The sequence below is a fragment of the Brevundimonas sp. GW821-FHT02A10 genome (genome assembly GCF_059422025.1).
Genome location: NZ_JBWKWC010000003.1, coordinates 311,723 through 329,258, shown reverse-complemented (window position 1 = coordinate 329,258; position 17,536 = coordinate 311,723). Strand labels below are relative to the sequence as shown.

20 protein-coding genes and 1 other RNA gene are annotated in these 17,536 nt (G+C 66.6%); 8 read left to right on the top strand and 13 right to left on the bottom strand.

Features of this window, described 5'->3' with window-relative positions; genetic code table 11:
• Positions 1-52: 52 nt before the first annotated feature.
• Positions 53-1,444, bottom strand: a complete 1,392-nt coding sequence (gene fumC, locus AC07U0_RS11160) for a class II fumarate hydratase (RefSeq protein WP_494720081.1) — start codon at positions 1,442-1,444, stop codon at positions 53-55.
• A 78-nt stretch (positions 1,445-1,522) separates the two neighbouring features.
• Between fumC and AC07U0_RS11155 the strand changes: the two genes are divergently transcribed.
• Positions 1,523-1,894, top strand: coding sequence for a RusA family crossover junction endodeoxyribonuclease (locus AC07U0_RS11155; RefSeq protein ID WP_494720080.1), 372 nt, complete (start codon positions 1,523-1,525; stop codon positions 1,892-1,894).
• A gap of 544 nt (positions 1,895-2,438) precedes the next feature.
• Here AC07U0_RS11155 and AC07U0_RS11150 read toward each other — a convergent pair.
• The 3 genes from AC07U0_RS11150 to ssrA form a co-directional block, all read right to left on the bottom strand.
• A complete protein-coding gene (locus tag AC07U0_RS11150; protein WP_494720079.1) occupies positions 2,439-3,242 on the bottom strand; it encodes a C13 family peptidase in 804 nt (267 codons plus the stop codon).
• Between the two features lie 105 nt (positions 3,243-3,347).
• Complete coding sequence (locus tag AC07U0_RS11145; RefSeq protein ID WP_494720078.1) at positions 3,348-3,842, bottom strand: SspB family protein; 495 nt, start codon at positions 3,840-3,842, stop codon at positions 3,348-3,350.
• Positions 3,843-3,985: 143 nt separating this feature from the next.
• Positions 3,986-4,347: a transfer-messenger RNA gene (ssrA, locus tag AC07U0_RS11140) on the bottom strand.
• A 303-nt stretch (positions 4,348-4,650) separates the two neighbouring features.
• Between ssrA and AC07U0_RS11135 the strand changes: the two genes are divergently transcribed.
• Positions 4,651-6,186: a methyl-accepting chemotaxis protein gene (locus AC07U0_RS11135; RefSeq protein ID WP_494720077.1), complete on the top strand. Its 1,536-nt coding sequence runs from the start codon at positions 4,651-4,653 to the stop codon at positions 6,184-6,186.
• Between the two features lie 102 nt (positions 6,187-6,288).
• Here AC07U0_RS11135 and AC07U0_RS11130 read toward each other — a convergent pair whose 3' ends face one another.
• The gene (locus AC07U0_RS11130; protein ID WP_494720076.1) at positions 6,289-6,618 is read right to left on the bottom strand and encodes a hypothetical protein; all 330 of its coding nucleotides are present in this window, start codon (positions 6,616-6,618) and stop codon (positions 6,289-6,291) included.
• A 71-nt stretch (positions 6,619-6,689) separates the two neighbouring features.
• Entirely contained in the window at positions 6,690-7,559 is an 870-nt protein-coding gene (gene miaA, locus AC07U0_RS11125; protein ID WP_494720075.1) for a tRNA (adenosine(37)-N6)-dimethylallyltransferase MiaA, read from the bottom strand.
• 72 nt (positions 7,560-7,631) lie between these two features.
• On the opposite strand from miaA, the gene AC07U0_RS11120 reads away from it, so the two are divergent.
• The 3 genes from AC07U0_RS11120 to AC07U0_RS11110 all read left to right on the top strand — a co-directional run bounded on the left by AC07U0_RS11120 (position 7,632) and on the right by AC07U0_RS11110 (position 10,534).
• The gene (locus AC07U0_RS11120; protein ID WP_494720074.1) at positions 7,632-8,702 is read left to right on the top strand and encodes an Mrp/NBP35 family ATP-binding protein; all 1,071 of its coding nucleotides are present in this window, start codon (positions 7,632-7,634) and stop codon (positions 8,700-8,702) included.
• Positions 8,703-8,733: 31 nt separating this feature from the next.
• Positions 8,734-9,360 (top strand): hypothetical protein, encoded by a 627-nt coding sequence (locus AC07U0_RS11115; RefSeq protein ID WP_494720073.1) that lies wholly within the window; start codon positions 8,734-8,736, stop codon positions 9,358-9,360.
• 76 nt (positions 9,361-9,436) lie between these two features.
• Positions 9,437-10,534 carry an NADH:flavin oxidoreductase gene (locus AC07U0_RS11110; RefSeq protein ID WP_494720072.1) on the top strand — a complete coding sequence of 366 codons (1,098 nt, stop codon included), beginning with the start codon at positions 9,437-9,439 and terminating at the stop codon, positions 10,532-10,534.
• A gap of 66 nt (positions 10,535-10,600) precedes the next feature.
• Here the strand turns inward: AC07U0_RS11110 and AC07U0_RS11105 are convergent, their stop codons facing one another.
• Positions 10,601-10,837: a hypothetical protein gene (locus AC07U0_RS11105; RefSeq protein WP_494720071.1), complete on the bottom strand. Its 237-nt coding sequence runs from the start codon at positions 10,835-10,837 to the stop codon at positions 10,601-10,603.
• A 174-nt stretch (positions 10,838-11,011) separates the two neighbouring features.
• Here AC07U0_RS11105 and AC07U0_RS11100 point away from each other — a divergent pair, with 174 nt between their 5' ends.
• Positions 11,012-11,740: a sterol desaturase family protein gene (locus AC07U0_RS11100; protein WP_494720070.1), complete on the top strand. Its 729-nt coding sequence runs from the start codon at positions 11,012-11,014 to the stop codon at positions 11,738-11,740.
• On the opposite strand, the gene AC07U0_RS11095 is transcribed toward AC07U0_RS11100, so the two are convergent.
• The 6 genes from AC07U0_RS11095 to AC07U0_RS11070 all read right to left on the bottom strand — a co-directional run bounded on the left by AC07U0_RS11095 (position 11,737) and on the right by AC07U0_RS11070 (position 15,488).
• On the bottom strand, positions 11,737-12,057 hold the full coding sequence (locus tag AC07U0_RS11095; protein WP_492948004.1) for a YbjQ family protein: 321 nt from the start codon (positions 12,055-12,057) through the stop codon (positions 11,737-11,739). The genes AC07U0_RS11100 and AC07U0_RS11095 overlap by 4 nt on opposite strands.
• 18 nt (positions 12,058-12,075) lie before the next feature.
• On the bottom strand, positions 12,076-12,603 hold the full coding sequence (locus tag AC07U0_RS11090; protein WP_494720069.1) for a dihydrofolate reductase: 528 nt from the start codon (positions 12,601-12,603) through the stop codon (positions 12,076-12,078).
• Positions 12,604-12,657: 54 nt separating this feature from the next.
• Entirely contained in the window at positions 12,658-13,323 is a 666-nt protein-coding gene (locus AC07U0_RS11085; protein WP_494720280.1) for an aquaporin, read from the bottom strand.
• A 97-nt stretch (positions 13,324-13,420) separates the two neighbouring features.
• Complete coding sequence (locus tag AC07U0_RS11080) at positions 13,421-13,732, bottom strand: phosphoribosyl-ATP pyrophosphohydrolase (protein WP_494720068.1); 312 nt, start codon at positions 13,730-13,732, stop codon at positions 13,421-13,423.
• Positions 13,732-14,589 carry an alpha/beta hydrolase family protein gene (locus AC07U0_RS11075; RefSeq protein WP_494720067.1) on the bottom strand — a complete coding sequence of 286 codons (858 nt, stop codon included), beginning with the start codon at positions 14,587-14,589 and terminating at the stop codon, positions 13,732-13,734. Before AC07U0_RS11075 ends, AC07U0_RS11080 begins: the two co-directional genes overlap by 1 nt.
• A gap of 32 nt (positions 14,590-14,621) precedes the next feature.
• Positions 14,622-15,488 (bottom strand): thymidylate synthase, encoded by an 867-nt coding sequence (locus AC07U0_RS11070; protein WP_494720066.1) that lies wholly within the window; start codon positions 15,486-15,488, stop codon positions 14,622-14,624.
• A gap of 167 nt (positions 15,489-15,655) precedes the next feature.
• Between AC07U0_RS11070 and AC07U0_RS11065 the strand changes: the two genes are divergently transcribed.
• Positions 15,656-16,696 carry a CPBP family intramembrane glutamic endopeptidase gene (locus tag AC07U0_RS11065; protein WP_494720065.1) on the top strand — a complete coding sequence of 347 codons (1,041 nt, stop codon included), beginning with the start codon at positions 15,656-15,658 and terminating at the stop codon, positions 16,694-16,696.
• Positions 16,697-16,767: 71 nt separating this feature from the next.
• Positions 16,768-17,526: a hypothetical protein gene (locus AC07U0_RS11060; protein ID WP_494720064.1), complete on the top strand. Its 759-nt coding sequence runs from the start codon at positions 16,768-16,770 to the stop codon at positions 17,524-17,526.
• The last annotated feature ends 10 nt before the right edge of the window (positions 17,527-17,536 follow it).

Here is a 17,536-nt window from a genome sequence, read left to right as displayed (position 1 = left end):
ACCGCGCCAAATCGGCCGGTCCCCGTCGAGGTCTTCAGATTGTCGCCCGGTCTCAGCCCGGCGAGATCATCTTCTCGGGGCGCACGGCCTCGTCGAACTCGGCGTCGGTCAGATAGCCGCCGCCGACGGCTTCCTGGCGCAGGGTGGTGCCGTTCTTGTGCGCGGTCTTGGCGATCTTGGCGCAGATGTCATAGCCCAGCTTGCCGTTCAGGGCGGTGACCAGCATCAGCGAGTTGTTCAGGCCGCGCGCGATATTGTCCTCGCGGGCCTCGATGCCGACCACGCAGTTGTCGGTGAAGCTGATCGCCGCATCGGCCATCAGGCGCACCGACTGCAGGAAGTTGTAGGCCATCACCGGGTTGTAAACGTTCAGCTCGAAATGCCCCTGCGAGCCGGCGAAGGTCAGGGCGGCGTTGTTGCCGAAGATCTGCACACAGACCTGGGTCAGGGCCTCGCACTGGGTCGGATTGACCTTGCCCGGCATGATCGAGGAGCCCGGCTCGTTCTCCGGCAGGGCCAGTTCGCCCAGACCCGAGCGCGGGCCGGAGCCCAGGAAGCGGATGTCGTTGGCGATCTTGAACAGCGACGCGGCCACCGTGTTGATGGCGCCGTGCGAGAAGACCATGGCGTCATGGGCGGCCAGGGCCTCGAACTTGTTCGGGGCGGTCGTGAAGGGCAGGCCGGTGATGGCGGCGATCTGGGCCGCGACCTTCTCGGCGAAACCGATCGGGGCGTTCAGGCCGGTGCCGACCGCGGTGCCGCCCTGGGCCAGCTCCATCAGGGCCGGCAGGGTCTGTTCGATGCGCTTGATGCCGTTCTCGACCTGCTGGGTATAGCCGCCGAACTCCTGGCCCAGCGTCAGCGGGGTGGCGTCCTGGGTGTGGGTCCGGCCGATCTTGATGATGTGGGCCCAGGCTTCCGACTTGGCCTTCAGGGCCGCGTGCAGGTGCTTCAGGGCCGGCAGCAGTTCCTTGACCACCTGTTCGGCGCAGGCGACGTGCATGGCCGTGGGATAGGTGTCGTTGGACGACTGGCTCATATTGACGTGGTCGTTGGGGTGGACCGGCTTCTTGGAGCCCATCTCGCCGCCCAGCATCTCGATGGCGCGGTTACTGATCACCTCATTGGCGTTCATGTTCGACTGGGTGCCCGACCCGGTCTGCCAGACCACCAGCGGGAAGTGATCGTCCAGCTTGCCTTCGATCACTTCATTGGCGGCGGCGATGATGGCCTCGGCCAGTTTCGGGTCCAGCTTGCCCAGCGCCTGATTGGTCTCGGCGGCGGCGCGCTTGACGATGCCCAGGGCGCGCACGACGGGCAGGGGCTGCTTCTCCCAGCCGATCTTGAAGTTGCCGAGGCTCCGCTGCGCCTGGGCGCCCCAGTATTTCGAATTATCGACTTCGATCGGGCCGAAGGTGTCGGTTTCGGTGCGGAAGCTGGTCATGCGCGGACAAGGCTCTCAGGCGTGGCGAAGGAATGCCGGGCGGTGTAGCACGGGGTTCATGCAGGACAAGGCGACGACATGACTTCCGGCCCAAACAGTGCGGGCTGGATCGGGACCGGCAAGGTGCGCGCGCGTGAGACCGGCGACGTCGTCGAGATCACCATCGACGGCCTGACCACCCAGGCGAAATACTACAAGCCCCTGGTCTATGAGTTCATGCGCAAGGAATGGGCCTCGCGCCCGTCCTACGGCGACTATGTCGTCGAGATCGTCATGGAGCACGTCGGCGATCCGCCCTGGATGGACCTCGACAACCTCGCCAAGGCCCTTCTGGACGCCATCAAGGGCTATCTCTTCCACGACGACAGCCAGGTCGCCCGCCTCCTGGTCGAACGCCGCGAGGGCGAACGCGAACGGATCACGATCCGGAGTTTTCCGCGGAAGGGGTAAGGCGACGGCTTTTCAGAGACGGAGTTTACGGACGGCCTTTATGGGTGGTTAGTAGACATCGCACGTTGGCTAGGATTGAACAGTAGTGGGACAGCAGCCCTATGATGTCGCCAATTTCTGATTGTTTTTGAGGCAACTGTGCGAGCGTTAGGATTTTTCTTGTTTCTGATACTCGCGGATAGAACCATTCCCCGCATGATCAGGACTTACGGCGTAGGGGTTCTTCCGTGGGCCAACCAAACTGATGTGAGAAATTTCTACCGAAGATATAGATGGGTATCCGTTCCAAGAACAGTTTTCATCGTGCTCTCAGTCGCTTCCATAGAAGGGGCCGATTTTGCGCCATCTAAGGAAGGGCTGTTTATCTTCTTCTCTACACTGCTAATGTTTGCCGCTTTTGGCTTTGCGGTTTGTGATACATTTCGCGCCGCTAGATCTATAAGAACCGATAACCCTTAGGGCGTTCGCTTCGGGTCGATTTCAGCGATCTACCAGTCACCTGAATCAGATCTTCGCCGCGGTCAATCAGCGGCGCCAGCTGGCCTCACCCCGCCGGATGAGCCGCCGCGGCAGCGGTCGCTGCCGCCGCCCCACCCGGCGGCGCCTGCGGTGTGAACCTCAGCGTCGGCAGCAGGAACTGCATATTGGCGCCGATCGAGACCTGGGGCTCGGAGGCCGGCGTCAGGTCTTCAGCCTCTTCGCGCCGCCTGACGCAGGCGCGGGCGGCGTTGGCCAGGGCGATGAAGTCCGGGGCCGTCGACAGGCTCTCGATGATACAGCCGTCGAAATAAGGGTACGTCGCCTCGGCGCCGCAGCCGAACGAGGTCCGGTCCCGCCGTGAGGCCGTGATGATCATCCGGTTCGGCGCCGCCAGTCCGTCGACGAAGATGCCGGAGAAGCAAGCCGAGACCACCAGCACCGTCGGCCGGTCGGGGCACCAGTTTCGCACCAGCTGGGCCATCATCGTCGGGGCGATCATCCGGTCCGGCCCGAACACCATCCCCTGGGGCGTGCCGTGCGAGGTGAAATAGATCAGGCAGCCGCGTGTCGCCCGCGCCGTGGTCGCGGTGATCGCCTCGACTGCGGCCGTCGCCGTGGTCGGATGGGCGACGTCGGGCCTCAGGCTGGCGTCATACATGTCGGCCCGGCTGAACCCGGCCTTGAGGAAGCCGGCGACCAGATCGCGGCGCGCATTGTCGAAAGCCTGGATCGGCTGGCCATGCCCGCGCCAGTCAGCGGCGACGATGACCGAGGCCCATCCTGCGAAACGGCTGGCGGGCGGAGACGTGGTCTGGGCGGCGCAGGGCAGGGCGATCGCCAGAAGGGCGAAGCCGATTATCGCTGTCACGATCCGTCGCACGCTCAAAAACCCACTCCCCCAAGGAAGGCTCGAACGGGGGTCAGAGTATCGGCGTTATCGCGACTGGAAAGCCCCGCAAGCGGGGTTCACGGACTATTTTTTGCGGAACTGGTCCAGCGAAACGACCTTCGGACCCGAATCCTCGCCGTCCGGCGTGACCGTCGCCGGCCGGGTCGGCTCAGGCGTCATGATCGCCACGGGTTCCGGCACCGTCTCCGGCGCCTCGAACTGGAGCAGGAACTGCACGCTCGGGTCATAGAAACGGGTGACGGCGTTATAGGGCACGGTCAGCACCTTGGGCATGCCGCCGAACTTCAGCATCACCGAGAACAGGTCGTGCTCGACCGCCAGGTCCCAGTACTGGTGCTGCAGGACGATGGTCATCTCGTCCGGATATTTGGCAAGGACGTCGGGCGGCACGCTGACGCCGCGGCCGCGCGTCTTGAAGGTGATGTAGAAATGGTGCTCGCCGGGGATGCCGCTCGGGCTGGCGGCGCGTTCGAGCGCGGACCGGATCACGCCACGCAGCGCGTCCTGGGCCAATGCCTCATAGTGCATTTCGTCGACCGGGGGGGTGTCTTCCGCCATCGTATCCTCAGCGTCTGTGACGTGTCTGATAACCGCGCAGGTCGGCGGGCGAAAGACGGGAAAGCAGTTAAGCGCCGGGGATTCTGTTGGCAGGCTCCCCGCCCATCCCTTTTTAGCAAGAGGAGGGCGCGTCTTGAAGGCAAGGTGGAGGGCTTCTGTTGGCAGGCGCCCTCCGGGCCCCGCCCAGGGATCTGAACCCCTAGGACTTAAGATTCGAAATCAACCGAACCGCATTACGCGGCGAGGCGGACTTCTCCAGCGAAGTTATCGTTCGCAGTTAGAAAATGGCCCGATACGGTGGGCCAGGACGAGCGAAAGCAGTCTTCTTTACACGTCCGTCGATGCTAGTCGGCCCCGCATCTCCCCCAATAACGGAGAGCGATTGGTGGAGCCGCCGGGAATCGCACCCGGGTCCGGTCCGCTTATTACAAGCGCGTTTATCGCCATAGTCCGGGCGAACCCGGACAAATCCAATATAGGGCCGATCGCTCCGGGGACCAATATAGCCGTCGCATTTTGCTGCTCTCCGAGGGGGAGGCGTCCAGTCGCCATCCTGAACCGACCGGTCCCGCGTTCGAGAGCGCGCTTTGCCGACGGGAATCACCCGACCCGGCGCCCGAAATGGCGGAAGGAAGCCTCGCTGAAAATCAGCAGTTGAAACAAAGGCGTATCAGCGGTTGCATACTGCGAAGCAATTGCAAAATTGTGTAACATCGCTCGCTCAGCAGGCGAGATTTAGCATCTCGTTAGGCAGTTTGCGGCCCCATGGGGCTCTCCCCATCCGCCTTCTAGTCGCCGAGATTTGCAGATGTTTTTCCCTGATCGAGCCAAGGACGCGGCCCTGCGTCAGGTGCGTGAACTCCAGGCCCTGGCCAACGCCATGGACCGGTCCCAGGCGGTGATCGAGTTCCGGCTCGACGGGACCATTCTGAGGGCCAATGAGAATTTCCTCTCGGCCCTCGGCTATTCGGCCGGGGAGGTCGTGGGCCGCCACCACAGCCTGTTCCTGCCGGCCGGCGAGGCCGAGACGGCCGGGTACCGCGACTTCTGGCGCGACCTGAACCGGGGCGAGTTCATCGCCCGCAAATTCCTGCGCGTCGGCAAGAACGGCCGTCAGGTCTGGATCCAGGCCTCCTACAACCCGGTCCTCGACGAGCACGGCAAGCCGTTCAAGGTCATCAAATTCGCCACCGACGTCACAGCCCAGGAGCTGGAGGCCGCGCGCCAGATCGCGGCCCGCGACGCCGCCGAAGCCGAGCAGACCGGCGTCGTCTCGGCCCTCGCCGATGGACTGAAGTCCCTGGCCGGCGGCGACCTGACCACCCGCATCCAGGCCGCGTTCGAGGGGCGCTATCTGCAGATCAAGACCGACTTCAACGCCGCCGTCGACAGTCTGCGTCAGGCGATGAGCGGGATTTCCGATGCGACCGGGGGCTTGCGCACCGGCTCCGACGAGATCGCCAGCGCCTCGGACGACCTGTCGCGTCGCACTGAGCAGCAGGCCGCGTCCCTGGAGGAAACGGCCGCCGCCCTCGACGAGATCACCGCGACGGTCAAACGCAGCGCCGAGGGCGCCAGACAGGCCGCGACCTCCGCCGGCGAGGCCCGCGCCGACGCCGCCCGCTCCGGCGATGTCATGCGCGACGCCGTCGCGGCCATGAGCCAGATCGAACAGAGCTCGGCCCAGATCAACCAGATCATCGGCGTCATCGACGAGATCGCCTTCCAGACCAATCTTCTGGCCCTCAACGCCGGGGTCGAGGCCGCCCGCGCCGGCGACGCGGGCCGGGGTTTCGCCGTCGTCGCCTCCGAGGTCCGCGCCCTGGCCCAGCGCTCGGCCGAGGCGGCCAAGGAGATCAAGGTGCTGATCTCGGCCTCCAGCTCCCAGGTATCCCAGGGCGTGCGTCTGGTCGGCGAGACCGGGGCGGCTCTGGACCACATCGTCGAGAGCGTCGCCGAGATCGACACCCTGATCTCCGAGATCGCCGCCTCGTCGCAGGAGCAGGCCATCGGCCTCAGTCAGGTCAACACCGCCGTCAACCAGATGGATCAGGTCACCCAGCAGAATGCCGCCATGGTCGAACAGGCCACCGCCGCCGCCACCAGCCTGAAGACCGAGGCCCTTCATCTGGCCGAGCTGGTCGGCCGGTTCGAGACCGGGGCCCGAAGACACGCGCCTCAGTCGCGCACGGGCAAGGCGACGCCTGTCCGCCCCGCGCCCGTCCGTCCCGCGGCCAACCCTGCCGCTCCCGCTCGCCCGGCGGTGGCCGAGGCCCAGGCGCGGGTCGTGGCCTTCGCGCGCGGCGGCGGCGCGGCCCTCGCCGACGGCTGGGAAGAGTTCTGACAGCGCATGCGAAAAGGCCGCCCGCGGGATCCCGCGAGCGGCCTTTGATGTCCTGACGGGCGTCGCCTTGAAACGACGTCCGATGCGCGTAAGCGCCGGGCCTTAGCCGGCGGGCTTGACGCTGTCGCCGCCGAAGCCGCTGGTGTCGGGCAGGGTGCGGTCAGCGTTCACGCGGTCCTGGTATTCGCGGGCCAGGTTGCGGTCTTCGCGGCGCTCGGCAGCCGTGGTGCAGATGCGTTCGCGGCGGTTGCTGCCGATGCTCGAGACATAGCGGCAGACGCGGCGTTCTTCGGCCGGAACCGGCTGGGCGCCTTGCGCGCCATTCACGGGTCCCGCCATTTGCGTGGTCGAGGCATTGATCTGGGGCGGGTGCTCGGTCTGCATGGCCGGGGCGAATGCGAGGATGGCGGCGGCGACGAGATGAATGCTCACGGGGGATCTCCTTTGCAAAACCGTTGTACCGCGAAGGTCGTGGGGAGACAAGCGCAGCGCGAAAGCCGGGTTCAACCCCTCGGCCAGTCCGGGGTCTGGTTCCTGAACCATGTCAGCTGGCGTTTGGCGTAGTTGCGCGTGGCCTGCCGCACCTGGTCGATGGCGGTCTCCAGTGGAATCTCCCCGGCCAGATGGCTGGCGAACTCCCGCACCCCCACCGCCTTCATCGCCGGCAGGACGGGATCGAGCCCGCGCGCCGTGAGCGCCTTCACCTCGTCCAGCGCTCCCTGTTCGACCATGACCGCCACCCGGGCGTCGCAGTTGGCGTAGAGCGCCGCCCGGTCCGGCTCGACCACGATCCGCTCATAGGTGCGGGGCTCCAGCAGCGGCTTGGTCGAGGCCTGCCAGTCCGACAGGGACCTGTCCGTCGCCCGCGCCACCGCCCAGGCCCGCGTCAGCCTCTGCCGGTCGCCGGGCGCGATGGCCGCCGCCGCAGGCGGATCGAACGCCGTCAGCCTCAACCTGAATGCGTCTTCGCCTTCTGTATCGTACAGCGCGCCCGCCTCTTCCCGCGCTTCGATCGGGATGTCAGGAATATCCGCCAACCCCTTGGTCAGGGCCGTGAAATACAGGCCCGTCCCGCCGACGATCAGGGCCGGCCGACCCTCAGCGCGCAGCGCCGCCAGCATCGGCAGGATCGCCCGCGTCCAGCGCCCCACCGACCAGGCGTCAGCGGCGTCCGCCACGCCATAGAGCCGATGCTCCGCCTGCGCCTCCTCCTCGACCGAGGGCCGGGCGCTCAGCACGCGCAGATCGGCATAGAGCTGCTGGCTGTCGGCGTTCAGGATGACTGCGCCGCTCTTGGCAGCCAGCGCGAGCGCCAGCTTCGACTTGCCCGAGGCGGTCGGCCCGGCGATCAGGGTTATCAGGGGTCGGGACAAAGGAAGGCTCGCAGCGGGGGCCTTCCGGCGATAGAAGCAGCCGTCTTCGCCTGCAAGCTTGAGAACAAGTCTTTGATCGACCGTGCCTCTGTCATTTCCGTCCTCGACGCCATCCCCGATCCGAAATCGGGGCAGGGGCTGGTCGCCTCGGGTCTCGCCAAGGGCCTGACCGTCGCCGAAGACCGCGCCGGTTTCGCGATGGAGGTCGCCGTCGCCGACGCCGCCCTCTACGCCCCGGTCCGCGATGCGGCCGAGGCGGCGCTTCGGGCCATGCCGGGCATGACCCGCGTCTCCGTCATCCTGACCGCCGAGGCCGCCCCGGCGCAGGAACCCCGGCGCACCGCCGGCCTGTCGTCGGCCGCCGTCGACCAGACCCGCGCCAAGGCCCCGGTCCCGACCGACCGTCCGGCCCACGTCCGCCGCGTCCTGGCCATCGCCAGCGGCAAGGGAGGGGTCGGCAAGTCGACCGTGGCCGTCAACCTCGCCGCCGCCCTGTCCGCGCGCGGTCTGAGCGTCGGCATCCTCGACGCCGACGTCTACGGCCCCTCGCTGCCCACCATGCTCGGCCTGTCGGGCAAGCCCGGCTATGAGGACGGCGCCATCGTTCCGCATGAAGCCCATGGTCTGAAGGCCATGTCGGTCGGCCTCCTGACCGGCGCCGGCGACGCAATGGTCTGGCGCGGCCCCATGGCGTCGCAGGCCTTGACCCAGATGCTGACCCAGACCCGCTGGGGAACCGAGGCCGCGCCTCTCGACGTCCTCGTCGTCGACCTGCCGCCCGGCACCGGCGACGTCCAGCTGACCCTGATCCAGAAGACCCCGCTCGACGGCGCCGTCATCGTCTCCACCCCGCAGGAGGTCGCCCTCGCCGACGCCCGCCGCGCCCACGCCCTGTTCCAGAAGGTCAATGTCCCGACCCTGGGCCTGATCGAGAACATGACCGGCGACATCTTCGGCAAGGGCGGCGCCGAGGCCGAGGCCGCCCGCCTCGAGGTTTCCTACCTCGGCGATCTGCCCCTGACCGCCGCCGTGCGTCAGGGCGGGGACGCGGGCACCCCCGTGGTGGTCGCCGAGCCTGGGGGTGACATCGCCCAACGCTTCGCCGGCTTCGCGGAAGCGGTGGCGCGGGCTTTGAAGCTCTGATCCTTCTCCCGCAAGGGGAGAAGGATTAAGCTTGGCCATGCTCGTCATCTTCGCCGCCCTGATGCTCCAGCAGTCCGCCTCGGATATGTTCCCGAAGGGCGGGGGTGAGCGGTACGCGCGTGAGATCCGGGCCGACCTGCGACGTTGCCATGTCACGCCCCGGCCCTTCACCCTCGCGGACGACTTCATCCTGGACGAGGTGGTGATCCACCTTCAGAAGCCGGACCTCAGCGACGAACAGGTCGGGTGTTTGGCCGCGACACCCAATCTGGACAGCGTCACGATCGGCTTCGACGATCCTGAGGACGCGGCACAGTATCGCGATCGGCTCGCGCAAAGGCCCGACCTCGTCGCGGCGCGGGCCGAAATGATCAACCAACAACGGCAATGGCTCGCCGGGCAAGGGCTTCTGGCCGACATGCCCCGGCTCGACCCGGCCCAGCCCTTGTCCGCCTACACCACAGCGGTCGAGCGTCATTGCCGTGCCGAGCCTGGCTCGGTTCTCGTGCCGGATGACCAGAAGCGCACCGTCACGGGAGCCCCCAGCGGCCCGGCCTTCAACGATACGACCCAGTGCGTCTTCACCATCCTCATCCTCGCCATGGCGGAGGGAGGCGGCGCTGACATCAAGCTCACGGGCGAAGACCACGCGCCCTAGAGAATTTTCCGCTCAAAGGGTTTTCAAACGCAACGCTAACCGCCACCTTGCCGGTTCCAAACCGATGAGGATCTCCATGAGCGTCGACGCCCTGTTCCGGCCTTTCCAGGTCAAGTCCCTGAAACTGCCGAACCGCATCGTCATGGCGCCCATGACCCGGTCGTTCTCGCCCAACGGCATCCCGACCTCCGACGTCGCCGCCTACTATCGCCGGCGCGCCGAGGGCGGCGTCGGCCTGATCGTCACCGAGGGCACGGTCGTCGAGCGTCCGGCGGCCCGCAATGATGCACGCGTTCCTGTCTTCCACGGCGAGGCCCTGCCGGAATGGAAAAAGGTCGTCGATGACGTCCACGCCGCCGGCGGCCTGATCGCGCCCCAGATCTGGCACGTCGGCTCGGCCCGCGGCCAGGGCGCCGAGTGGGAGCCGCTCGGCAAGGTCGACAGCCCCTCGGGTCTCGTCGCTCCCGGCAAGCAGAAGTACGAGCCGATGACCGATGAGGACGTCGCCGACGTCATCGCCGCCTTCGGCGCCTCGGCCCGCGCGGCGAAGGAGATCGGCTTCGACGCCGTCGAGATCCACGGCGCCCACGGCTATCTGATCGACCAGTTCTTCTGGGGCGGTCTGAACGGCCGCGAGGACCGCTGGGGCGGCTCCACCATTGCCGACCGCGCCCGCTTCGGCGCCGAGGTGGTCAAGGCCGTGCGCGAGGGTGTGGGTCCGGACATGGCCATCATCCTGCGTCTGTCGCAGTGGAAGCAGCAGGACTACACCGCCCGTATCGCCGAGACGCCCGAGGGCCTGACCGAGTGGCTGACGCCCCTGTCGGACGCAGGCGTCGACGTCTTCCACTGCTCGCAGCGCCGCTTCTGGGAGCCGGAGTTCGAGGGCTCGGACCTCAATTTCGCGGGCTGGACGAAGAAGCTGATCGGCAAGCCGACCATCACCGTCGGCTCGGTCGGCCTCGACGGCGAGTTCATCGCGGCCTTCGGCGGCGAGGGCTCGAAGCCCGCCTCGCTGGACGGCCTGATCGAACGGCTGGAACGCGACGAGTTCGACCTCGTCGCCGTCGGCCGTGCCCTGCTGGCCGACCCTCACTGGGTCGACAAGATCCGCGACGGCCGCACGGATGAGCTGCAGAACTTCGAGCGGCAGGCGCTGGGGGTTCTGTACTAGCGCCCCTTTGGAAAAGCCCGCCTCGATCGGCTCGAGGCGGGCTTTCCTGAAGGCGTAGGGGGAACTCTATTCTTCGCAGTAGCCGTTGATCTGGGCCATATACCAGCGCCATTCACAGGCGCTGTAGCCGGGGTCACCCGAATAAAGGTTTTCCACCAGCCCGCAGTAGATTTCGGGGTCGGGCATGTAGCAGATCGGATCGCTGGGATCGGCCGAGGCGCTCGAAACGGTCAGGAACGAGGACGCCGCGGCGATGGCGACGGCGGCAGTGATGCGCATGCGGGCGGTGCGTAAAACCTTCATGTCAGTCCTCCAGGGAGATCATTCTCCGGTTGAGAGAACCGCATGGATCAACCCGGCATGCAACTTCAAAGCGCTTTTCAACTGCCTGAGGTTGTTTGGCGTTTGCACGGGATCGCCGTTGCCCGTCGGATCATTCGGCTCGCCCATTTCCCGCAGGCCCTCTAACCTACGCCTATGGTCGTCGCCGTCTTCGTCACCACAGCCTGGCTCAGCCTGATCATCGGGCTGCGCTATCTGCTGATCGCGGGTGGCGTCTGGTTCGCGCTGTGGGGCAGGGCGACCAGCCCGGGCCGCCAGCTGAATCGTGAGAAGCCCTCCCGCGCCCTGATCGCGCACGAAATCCGCTTCTCCCTCATCTCCACCCCGATCTACGCCTTGCCGGCGGCCATCGCGCTGGAGGCCTGGAAGGCTGGCGGCACGAAACTCTATCTCGATCCCGGCGCATATCCGCTCTGGTGGCTGCCAATCAGCTTCATCCTGCTGCTCATCGTGCAGGATGCGCACTACTACTGGACCCACCGCCTCCTGCACCGGCGCGAGGTGTTCCGCTGGGCCCACGCCGCCCATCACCGCTCGCGCGAGCCCAGCCCCTTTGCCAGCTTCGCCTTCGATCCGGTCGAGGCCGGCCTGACCGCCTGGTTTCTGCCGGCTCTGACCTTCCTGATCCCGCTGAACGTCTGGATGCTGGCGGTCCTGCTGACGGTCATGACCGCCGCCGCCGTCCTCAACCACGCCGGTCGCGAGCTCTGGCCCGACCGCTGGGTCCGCTCAGGCCCCGGCGCCCAGCTCATCACCGCGACGCATCACAGCCGCCACCACACCCATATGAAGACCAACTACGGCCTGTATTTCAGGTTCTGGGACCGGCTGATGAAGACCGACGGGATGCCCGATCGCCGCTAGACCGGTTCGACGACGACTGCCGTGCCGTAGGCCAGCACCTCGGTGATCCCGTCCATGATCTCGTTGGCGTCATAGCGCATGGCGATGATGGCGTTGGCGCCTTGCGCGGCGGCATGGGCGACCAGATCGTCATAGGCCTCCTGTCGCGCCATCTCGGCCAGCTTCACATAGACCCCGACCTTGCCGCCGAAGATCGACTGCACTCCGCCGATCCAGTCGCTGATGGCGTTCCTCGACCGCACGGTGATGCCGCGCGTCATGCCGATGTGGCGCACGATCCGGTAGCCGGCCAGGTCGTTGGTGGTGGTCACAAGCATGGTCGTCCTCCCGTGGTTTCAGAGACGTTCCAGCACGCGGAAGGCGAAAGCATGGTCGTCCTTCTCGCCGGCCGGACGGGGTTCGTTCGAGATCTCGCGCCAGCCGCTTTCGTCGAAGGCGGGGAAGAAGGCGTCGCCCTCAGGCGCAGCGTCGACCTCGGTGATGTAGAGCCGTTTCGCCTTGGGCAGGGTGGCCTCGAAGATGGCCGTGCCGCCGATCACGCAGACCTCGCCGACACCGTCGTCGACGGCCGTCTCGCGCGCGATGTCGATCGCCTCGTCCAGACTGGCGCAGACCACGGCCCCGCGCGCCTTGCCCATCTCCTCGTAGGACAGGTCCCGGCTCAGCACGAGATTCAGCCGGCCGGGCAGGGGTCTCAGCGGCAGGCTCTCCCAGGTCGTGCGGCCCATGATGCAGGGCTTGCCCATGGTGATCGCCTTGAACGACTGCAGGTCGCTGCGCAGCCGCCAGGGCAGGTCACCGTCGCGGCCGATGACGCCGTTGCGGCCCCGGGCGACGATCAGGGCGATATCGGGGATCAGCACGGGCGGCTCCGGTCTGCGGACCCGCCCTCACGACGCGCCCCTCAAGACCTTTGCCTAGCCCTCCGGGTCCAGCACCCGCAAGCGAAACAGCAGTCCGCCCACAGCCGCCCCGATCAGCGGCGCGACGATGAACAGCCACAGCTGGCTGAGCGCCTGCCCGCCGACCAGCACCGCGGGCCCGAAGCTGCGCGCCGGATTGACCGAGACGCCCGTCACCTGAATGCCCACGATATGGATCACCGCCAGGGTGATGCCGATGGCGATCCCGGCGAACGGCGCCTCGCCCTTCGGTCCGGTGACCCCCAGGATGACCACCACGAAGATCGCCGTCGCCACGATCTCGAAGATCAGGGCCGCCTGCATCGAATAGCCGCCCTGGACCCCGACGCCCCAGCCGTTCTGGCCCAGACTGGCCATGCCGGTCTTCGCGATCAGCGACAGCAGGAAGGCCCCGAGCAGGGCCCCGAAGAACTGGGCTGCCCAATAGACCAGCATCTCTTTCGCGCTCATCCGTCCGGCGATGAACACGCCCAGCGACACCGCCGGATTGACGTGACAGCCCGAGATCGGTCCGATGCCATAGGCCATGGCCACGATGGCGAAACCGAAGGCCAAAGCCACCGCCAGCTGATCGAAGGGGGCCGGGCCCAGCACGGCCGCGCCGCAACCGAACAGCACCAGCACCATCGTGCCGAATAGTTCGGCGGAAAACGACTTCACCACGGCGCCCCTCCAGAGCTCCCGCCCGCCTGACACGGACGCTCTCAGGATGCGCGCTTCCCACGGTGGAGCTATCGGGTGTTTCCCGAGGTCAATCTCAGGCCTTCGGCTGCAGCCAGCGCAGCCATTTGCGCCGCATCGCCGTCTCCAGATCGATCCCGACCCGGTCGCAGTAGATCAGCAGCATGCCCATGACGTCGGCGGCCTCGTCATGCAGGGCCTGCGTGTCCGCCTCGCCCCGCGCTCGGCCGCTCATCCGCAGATGCTCGGCCGTCAGCTCGCCCAGCTCTTCCTGCAGCTTCAGCAGGGCCCAGTCGCCCGACGCCGCCTTGTCGCGGTCGATCGCGTGCTCCCGCGCATAGATGTCCGAGATGCGGACGACGTCGTCCGACAGGTTCTTGAGGTCCATCAGCGCCGCTCGATGGTCACGCCGTCGGGCGCGGGCAGGGCGGCCAGCCTCGCCTTCGCCGCCGCGTCGTCGAGGGCATAGGCGTCGAGGAAGTCTTCCGTCGCCTCGACCAGCAGGGCCAAGTCGGCGTCGTCGATCGTGCGGATCATGGCGTGGTCCGCGCCCGCGAAGGTGATCAGGGTCTTGTCGCCCGCCGGGCTCAGTTCGAACGGATGGCGATGGTCGGCCGGATCGCTGACGAAGTCCGGCACCACATCCTTGTCACCGGTGATCAGCAGCAACGGCGTCGTCAGGGCGGCATAGGTGTTCGGCTGGACCAGACCCGGGGTGTCGCCAGGCGTCGAGAAGGCGATGACCCCCTTCACGTCCGGATCGCCGATCGGTCCCATGACCGTGACGGCGCCGCCCTCGATCATCGCGATCAGGGAGCCGAAGGAATAGCCCGCCGCGATCATCGGCTTGCCTGCATGATCCTTGCGGGACAGGTCGCGCGCCACCGCCACATCCATCACCCGGGTCATGAAGGCCATACGGCTGTCGTCGGTGTGCTGCGGATGCGACTGTGAATCCAGATGCAGCGGCGCGATCACCGTGAAGCCGTGCGCGGCCCAGGCCGAGAAGACGCGTCCATAGCTGGCCGGCGCCCCGCCCCAGCCGTGGCTGAACACCACCACGCCCCGCTCCTGCGGCGCCGTCCAGACGCTCATGTCGATGGTCCGGCCATCGGGCGAAGCGGCCATCAGATGCGTCGGGGCGATGGCGGCCGGGGCCGTCGCGGCAGGCGCGGTCTGGGCCACAGCCGCCGTCATCGGCGCGACGGACAGGAGCAGGCCGGCGGCCAGGACGCGGATCAACATGGGGCGTTTCCGGAACGGGGAGGGAAGGCGGCTCAGACCGCCACCGCCGCCTTGATATGCGGCCAGGGCGCGTAGTCGGTCAGGGCGAAGTCGGCCAGCTCATAGGCGAACAGGTCGCGCCTGGGCGTGATCGTCATCGTCGGCAGGGGCAGGGGCTCGCGCGTCAGCTGCAGCTTCGCCTGTTCGACGTGGTTCAGATACAGGTGGGCGTCGCCGAACGTATGGACGAAGTCGCCGGGCTCCAGCCCGACCACATGCGCCATCATGATCGTCAGCAGCGCATAGGACGCGATGTTGAACGGCACGCCGAGGAAGACGTCGGCCGAGCGCTGGTACAGCTGGCAGCTCAGTTTCCCGTCCGCCACGAAGAACTGGAACAGGCAGTGACAGGGCGGCAGGGCCATGTCCTCGATGTCGGCCGGGTTCCAGGCCGAGACGATGTGCCGGCGCCCGTTCGGATTGGTCTTCAGCCCCTCGATCAGGCGCTGGATCTGGTCGATGCTCTCGCCGTTCGGCGCCGCCCACGACCGCCATTGCTTGCCATAGACCGGCCCCAGCTCGCCCTCCGCGTCGGCCCATTCGTTCCAGATCGAACAGCCGTTTTCCTGCAGCCAGCGCACATTGGTCTCGCCGCGCAGGAACCACAGCAGCTCGACGATGATCGACTTCAGATGCAGCTTCTTGGTCGTTAGCAGGGGGAAGCCCTTGGACAGATCAAACCGGATCTGCCGCCCGAACACGCCCAGCGTGCCGGTCCCGGTCCGGTCCCCGCGCTCGACCCCGTTGTCGAGGATGTCGCGCAGCAGGTTCAGATACTGACGCTCGGGATGGTCGGCGGGCGCGCTCGCGATCGCGCCCGTGCGGGATTGGAGATCAGCGAGTGCAGCGTGCGCGTTCATCCCTCCAATCAAAGCCGATTCGCGTCACGAATCATCGGTCGCGGACGGATGGTCCACAGACCAGATCGGGCGATCCCCAAGTCCCTGCCTCTGTCACCTGTCGGGCGCTGGTTCAACCGCCCGACAGGTGCGCGTGGCGGCGATTTGAATGGTCTGACAAAAAATTAATGAGCGTTGCTGCATCCGGCCACCTGTCCCGACACCTCTACAGTGTGTGCCGAACATTGGCCCGCGCATCTGCCAATAGATGCGCGCGGCACGCTTATCTATGTCTTGAAGAAGTCGGGGGACTTATGAGTGGAATCGAGATTTTTGCGCCGCGTACTGCGAAGACCCGGCGCACATGGACTGTTGCAGCCGTTGTCCTGATCGTCGTCTTCTTTCTGATCGGGCAGCTGGCGACCATATTCGCCGTCTTGAAGCCCATGGGCTTTCACAGTGCGGACCTTGATACCCAATGGCAGCCGCTCGCCATCTCCCTGGCCGGGGGAGCCATCACCATATTCCTCATCGTCGCCTGGGCGTTTCTGTTCGAGCGCCGATCACCCGTGGCCCTGGGCTTCAACGCCGGAATCGCCGGCGCCTATGGGCGCGGACTGCTGGTCGGCGGGCTTTGCCTCGGCGCCGTCGTCGGCGCCATCTTCGCCGCGGGCGGTTACAGGGCCGAAGGGGGCTTGTCCTCCGGCTTGCTGGCGCCGGCGGTTCTGATGCCGTTCCTCGCCCTGTTCGGCGGCTATATGCTTCAGGGCGCAGCCGAAGAGACCATGTTGCGCGGCTGGCTGATGCCCCTGGTGGCCTCCAGGCACGGATTGATCGCCGCCGTGCTTCTCAACTCCGGCTTCTTCGCCCTGCTCCATGCCAGCAATATCGACCCGTCGAGGGAGCTCGCGCTCGGCCTGTTCAACCTCTTCCTGTTCGCCGTCCTGCTGAGCCTCTACGCCGTCAGGGAGGGCTCATTGTGGGGCGTGTGCGCCTTCCACACGGCCTGGAACGCCCTTCTTGGCATGGGTTTCGGGCTCGAGGTCAGCGGTCAGAAGGTCGCCATCGCGCCGATCGTCGTGGGTCTGTCGCCGGTCTCGGGCGCGCCCTGGTGGTTGACCGGCGGAGCGTTCGGCCCGGAAGCGAGCGTGGCCGCGACGGTCGTACTGGCCGGAGGCTGCGTCTGGCTGATCGCAAGGGGTGCGTTGAAGCCGGGGTCCAGGGTGTAGTCCAGAGCCGGCTCGGGAGCGCTTGGCCGACCACGTCCGCTTCTGACGAACCGGCGTTCTATCATTCTCGAATGGAACACTGGCGCTTCAACCCCGAAACCGACGCGGCTGATCAGGGAAACATCTGGGACCTGGCCCGGCGCGAATATCTGTCCGGCATGCGGGCCATCGACATCTGCCGGCGCTACGGCATGTCGTTGCGCTCCTTCCGCCTCAGGGCGCGGGTGGAGAAGTGGCGGCGCATCGACCGGCTGGACTGCGACGTCGAACCCGAAGACGGCGAATATCATCCCGATGACGACGTCGGTTTCGCCGACCTCGCGGATCAGGTCTTCCTCAACATCCGCAAGGCCATCGGCGCGCGCCGTGCGGCCGAGGCGGCGTCCTGGATGCGGCTGTTCGACAAGCTGGCGCTGCGGGCCCAGGGCGAGGTGATGTCGGAACTTCCGGATTTCCCGCCGCCTCCCGAGCCCGAGCCGGAGCGCGAACCCCTGCGTCTGACGATCGTCGATGCTCCGGAAAGCCTGAGCGATTCCAGTTTAATGGGGGCTGAACCTCAGGACGCCTGCGAAGCCTTGCACCTTTTGCACCCGGTTTTTTCCGAGTGCAAAACGGACCCTGCGCCGCTCTCCGAAGCCGCCTCGACGCCCGAAGTCGCTGCAAGCCCCGAAGCCGGCGCGCCCGTGCCCGCATCGGCCATACCGCCCTGCGACACCCTCGAAGAGATCCAGCGCAAGGCCTTGCTTCTGCTGCGTTCCCGCCGTCTCGAACACGGCATCGGGGTCGCGGACATCGACGAACAGCTGGCCGAGCTGGGGGCGGGGCCGTGAGCCTTGTGTA

Excerpts from the sequence above, each read along its gene's own strand:
- fumC (WP_494720081.1), bottom strand. The coding sequence starts at position 1,444 with ATGACCAGCTTCCGCACCGAAACCGACACCTTCGGCCCGATCGAAGTC.
- AC07U0_RS11155 (WP_494720080.1), top strand. The coding sequence starts at position 1,523 with ATGACTTCCGGCCCAAACAGTGCGGGCTGGATCGGGACCGGCAAGGTG.
- AC07U0_RS11145 (WP_494720078.1), bottom strand. The coding sequence starts at position 3,842 with ATGGCGGAAGACACCCCCCCGGTCGACGAAATGCACTATGAGGCATTG.
- AC07U0_RS11135 (WP_494720077.1), top strand. The coding sequence starts at position 4,651 with ATGTTTTTCCCTGATCGAGCCAAGGACGCGGCCCTGCGTCAGGTGCGT.
- AC07U0_RS11110 (WP_494720072.1), top strand. The coding sequence starts at position 9,437 with ATGAGCGTCGACGCCCTGTTCCGGCCTTTCCAGGTCAAGTCCCTGAAA.
- AC07U0_RS11105 (WP_494720071.1), bottom strand. The coding sequence starts at position 10,837 with ATGAAGGTTTTACGCACCGCCCGCATGCGCATCACTGCCGCCGTCGCC.
- AC07U0_RS11100 (WP_494720070.1), top strand. The coding sequence starts at position 11,012 with ATGGTCGTCGCCGTCTTCGTCACCACAGCCTGGCTCAGCCTGATCATC.
- AC07U0_RS11095 (WP_492948004.1), bottom strand. The coding sequence starts at position 12,057 with ATGCTTGTGACCACCACCAACGACCTGGCCGGCTACCGGATCGTGCGC.
- AC07U0_RS11080 (WP_494720068.1), bottom strand. The coding sequence starts at position 13,732 with ATGGACCTCAAGAACCTGTCGGACGACGTCGTCCGCATCTCGGACATC.
- AC07U0_RS11075 (WP_494720067.1), bottom strand. The coding sequence starts at position 14,589 with ATGTTGATCCGCGTCCTGGCCGCCGGCCTGCTCCTGTCCGTCGCGCCG.
- AC07U0_RS11070 (WP_494720066.1), bottom strand. The coding sequence starts at position 15,488 with ATGAACGCGCACGCTGCACTCGCTGATCTCCAATCCCGCACGGGCGCG.
- AC07U0_RS11065 (WP_494720065.1), top strand. The coding sequence starts at position 15,656 with ATGAGCGTTGCTGCATCCGGCCACCTGTCCCGACACCTCTACAGTGTG.
- AC07U0_RS11060 (WP_494720064.1), top strand. The coding sequence starts at position 16,768 with ATGGAACACTGGCGCTTCAACCCCGAAACCGACGCGGCTGATCAGGGA.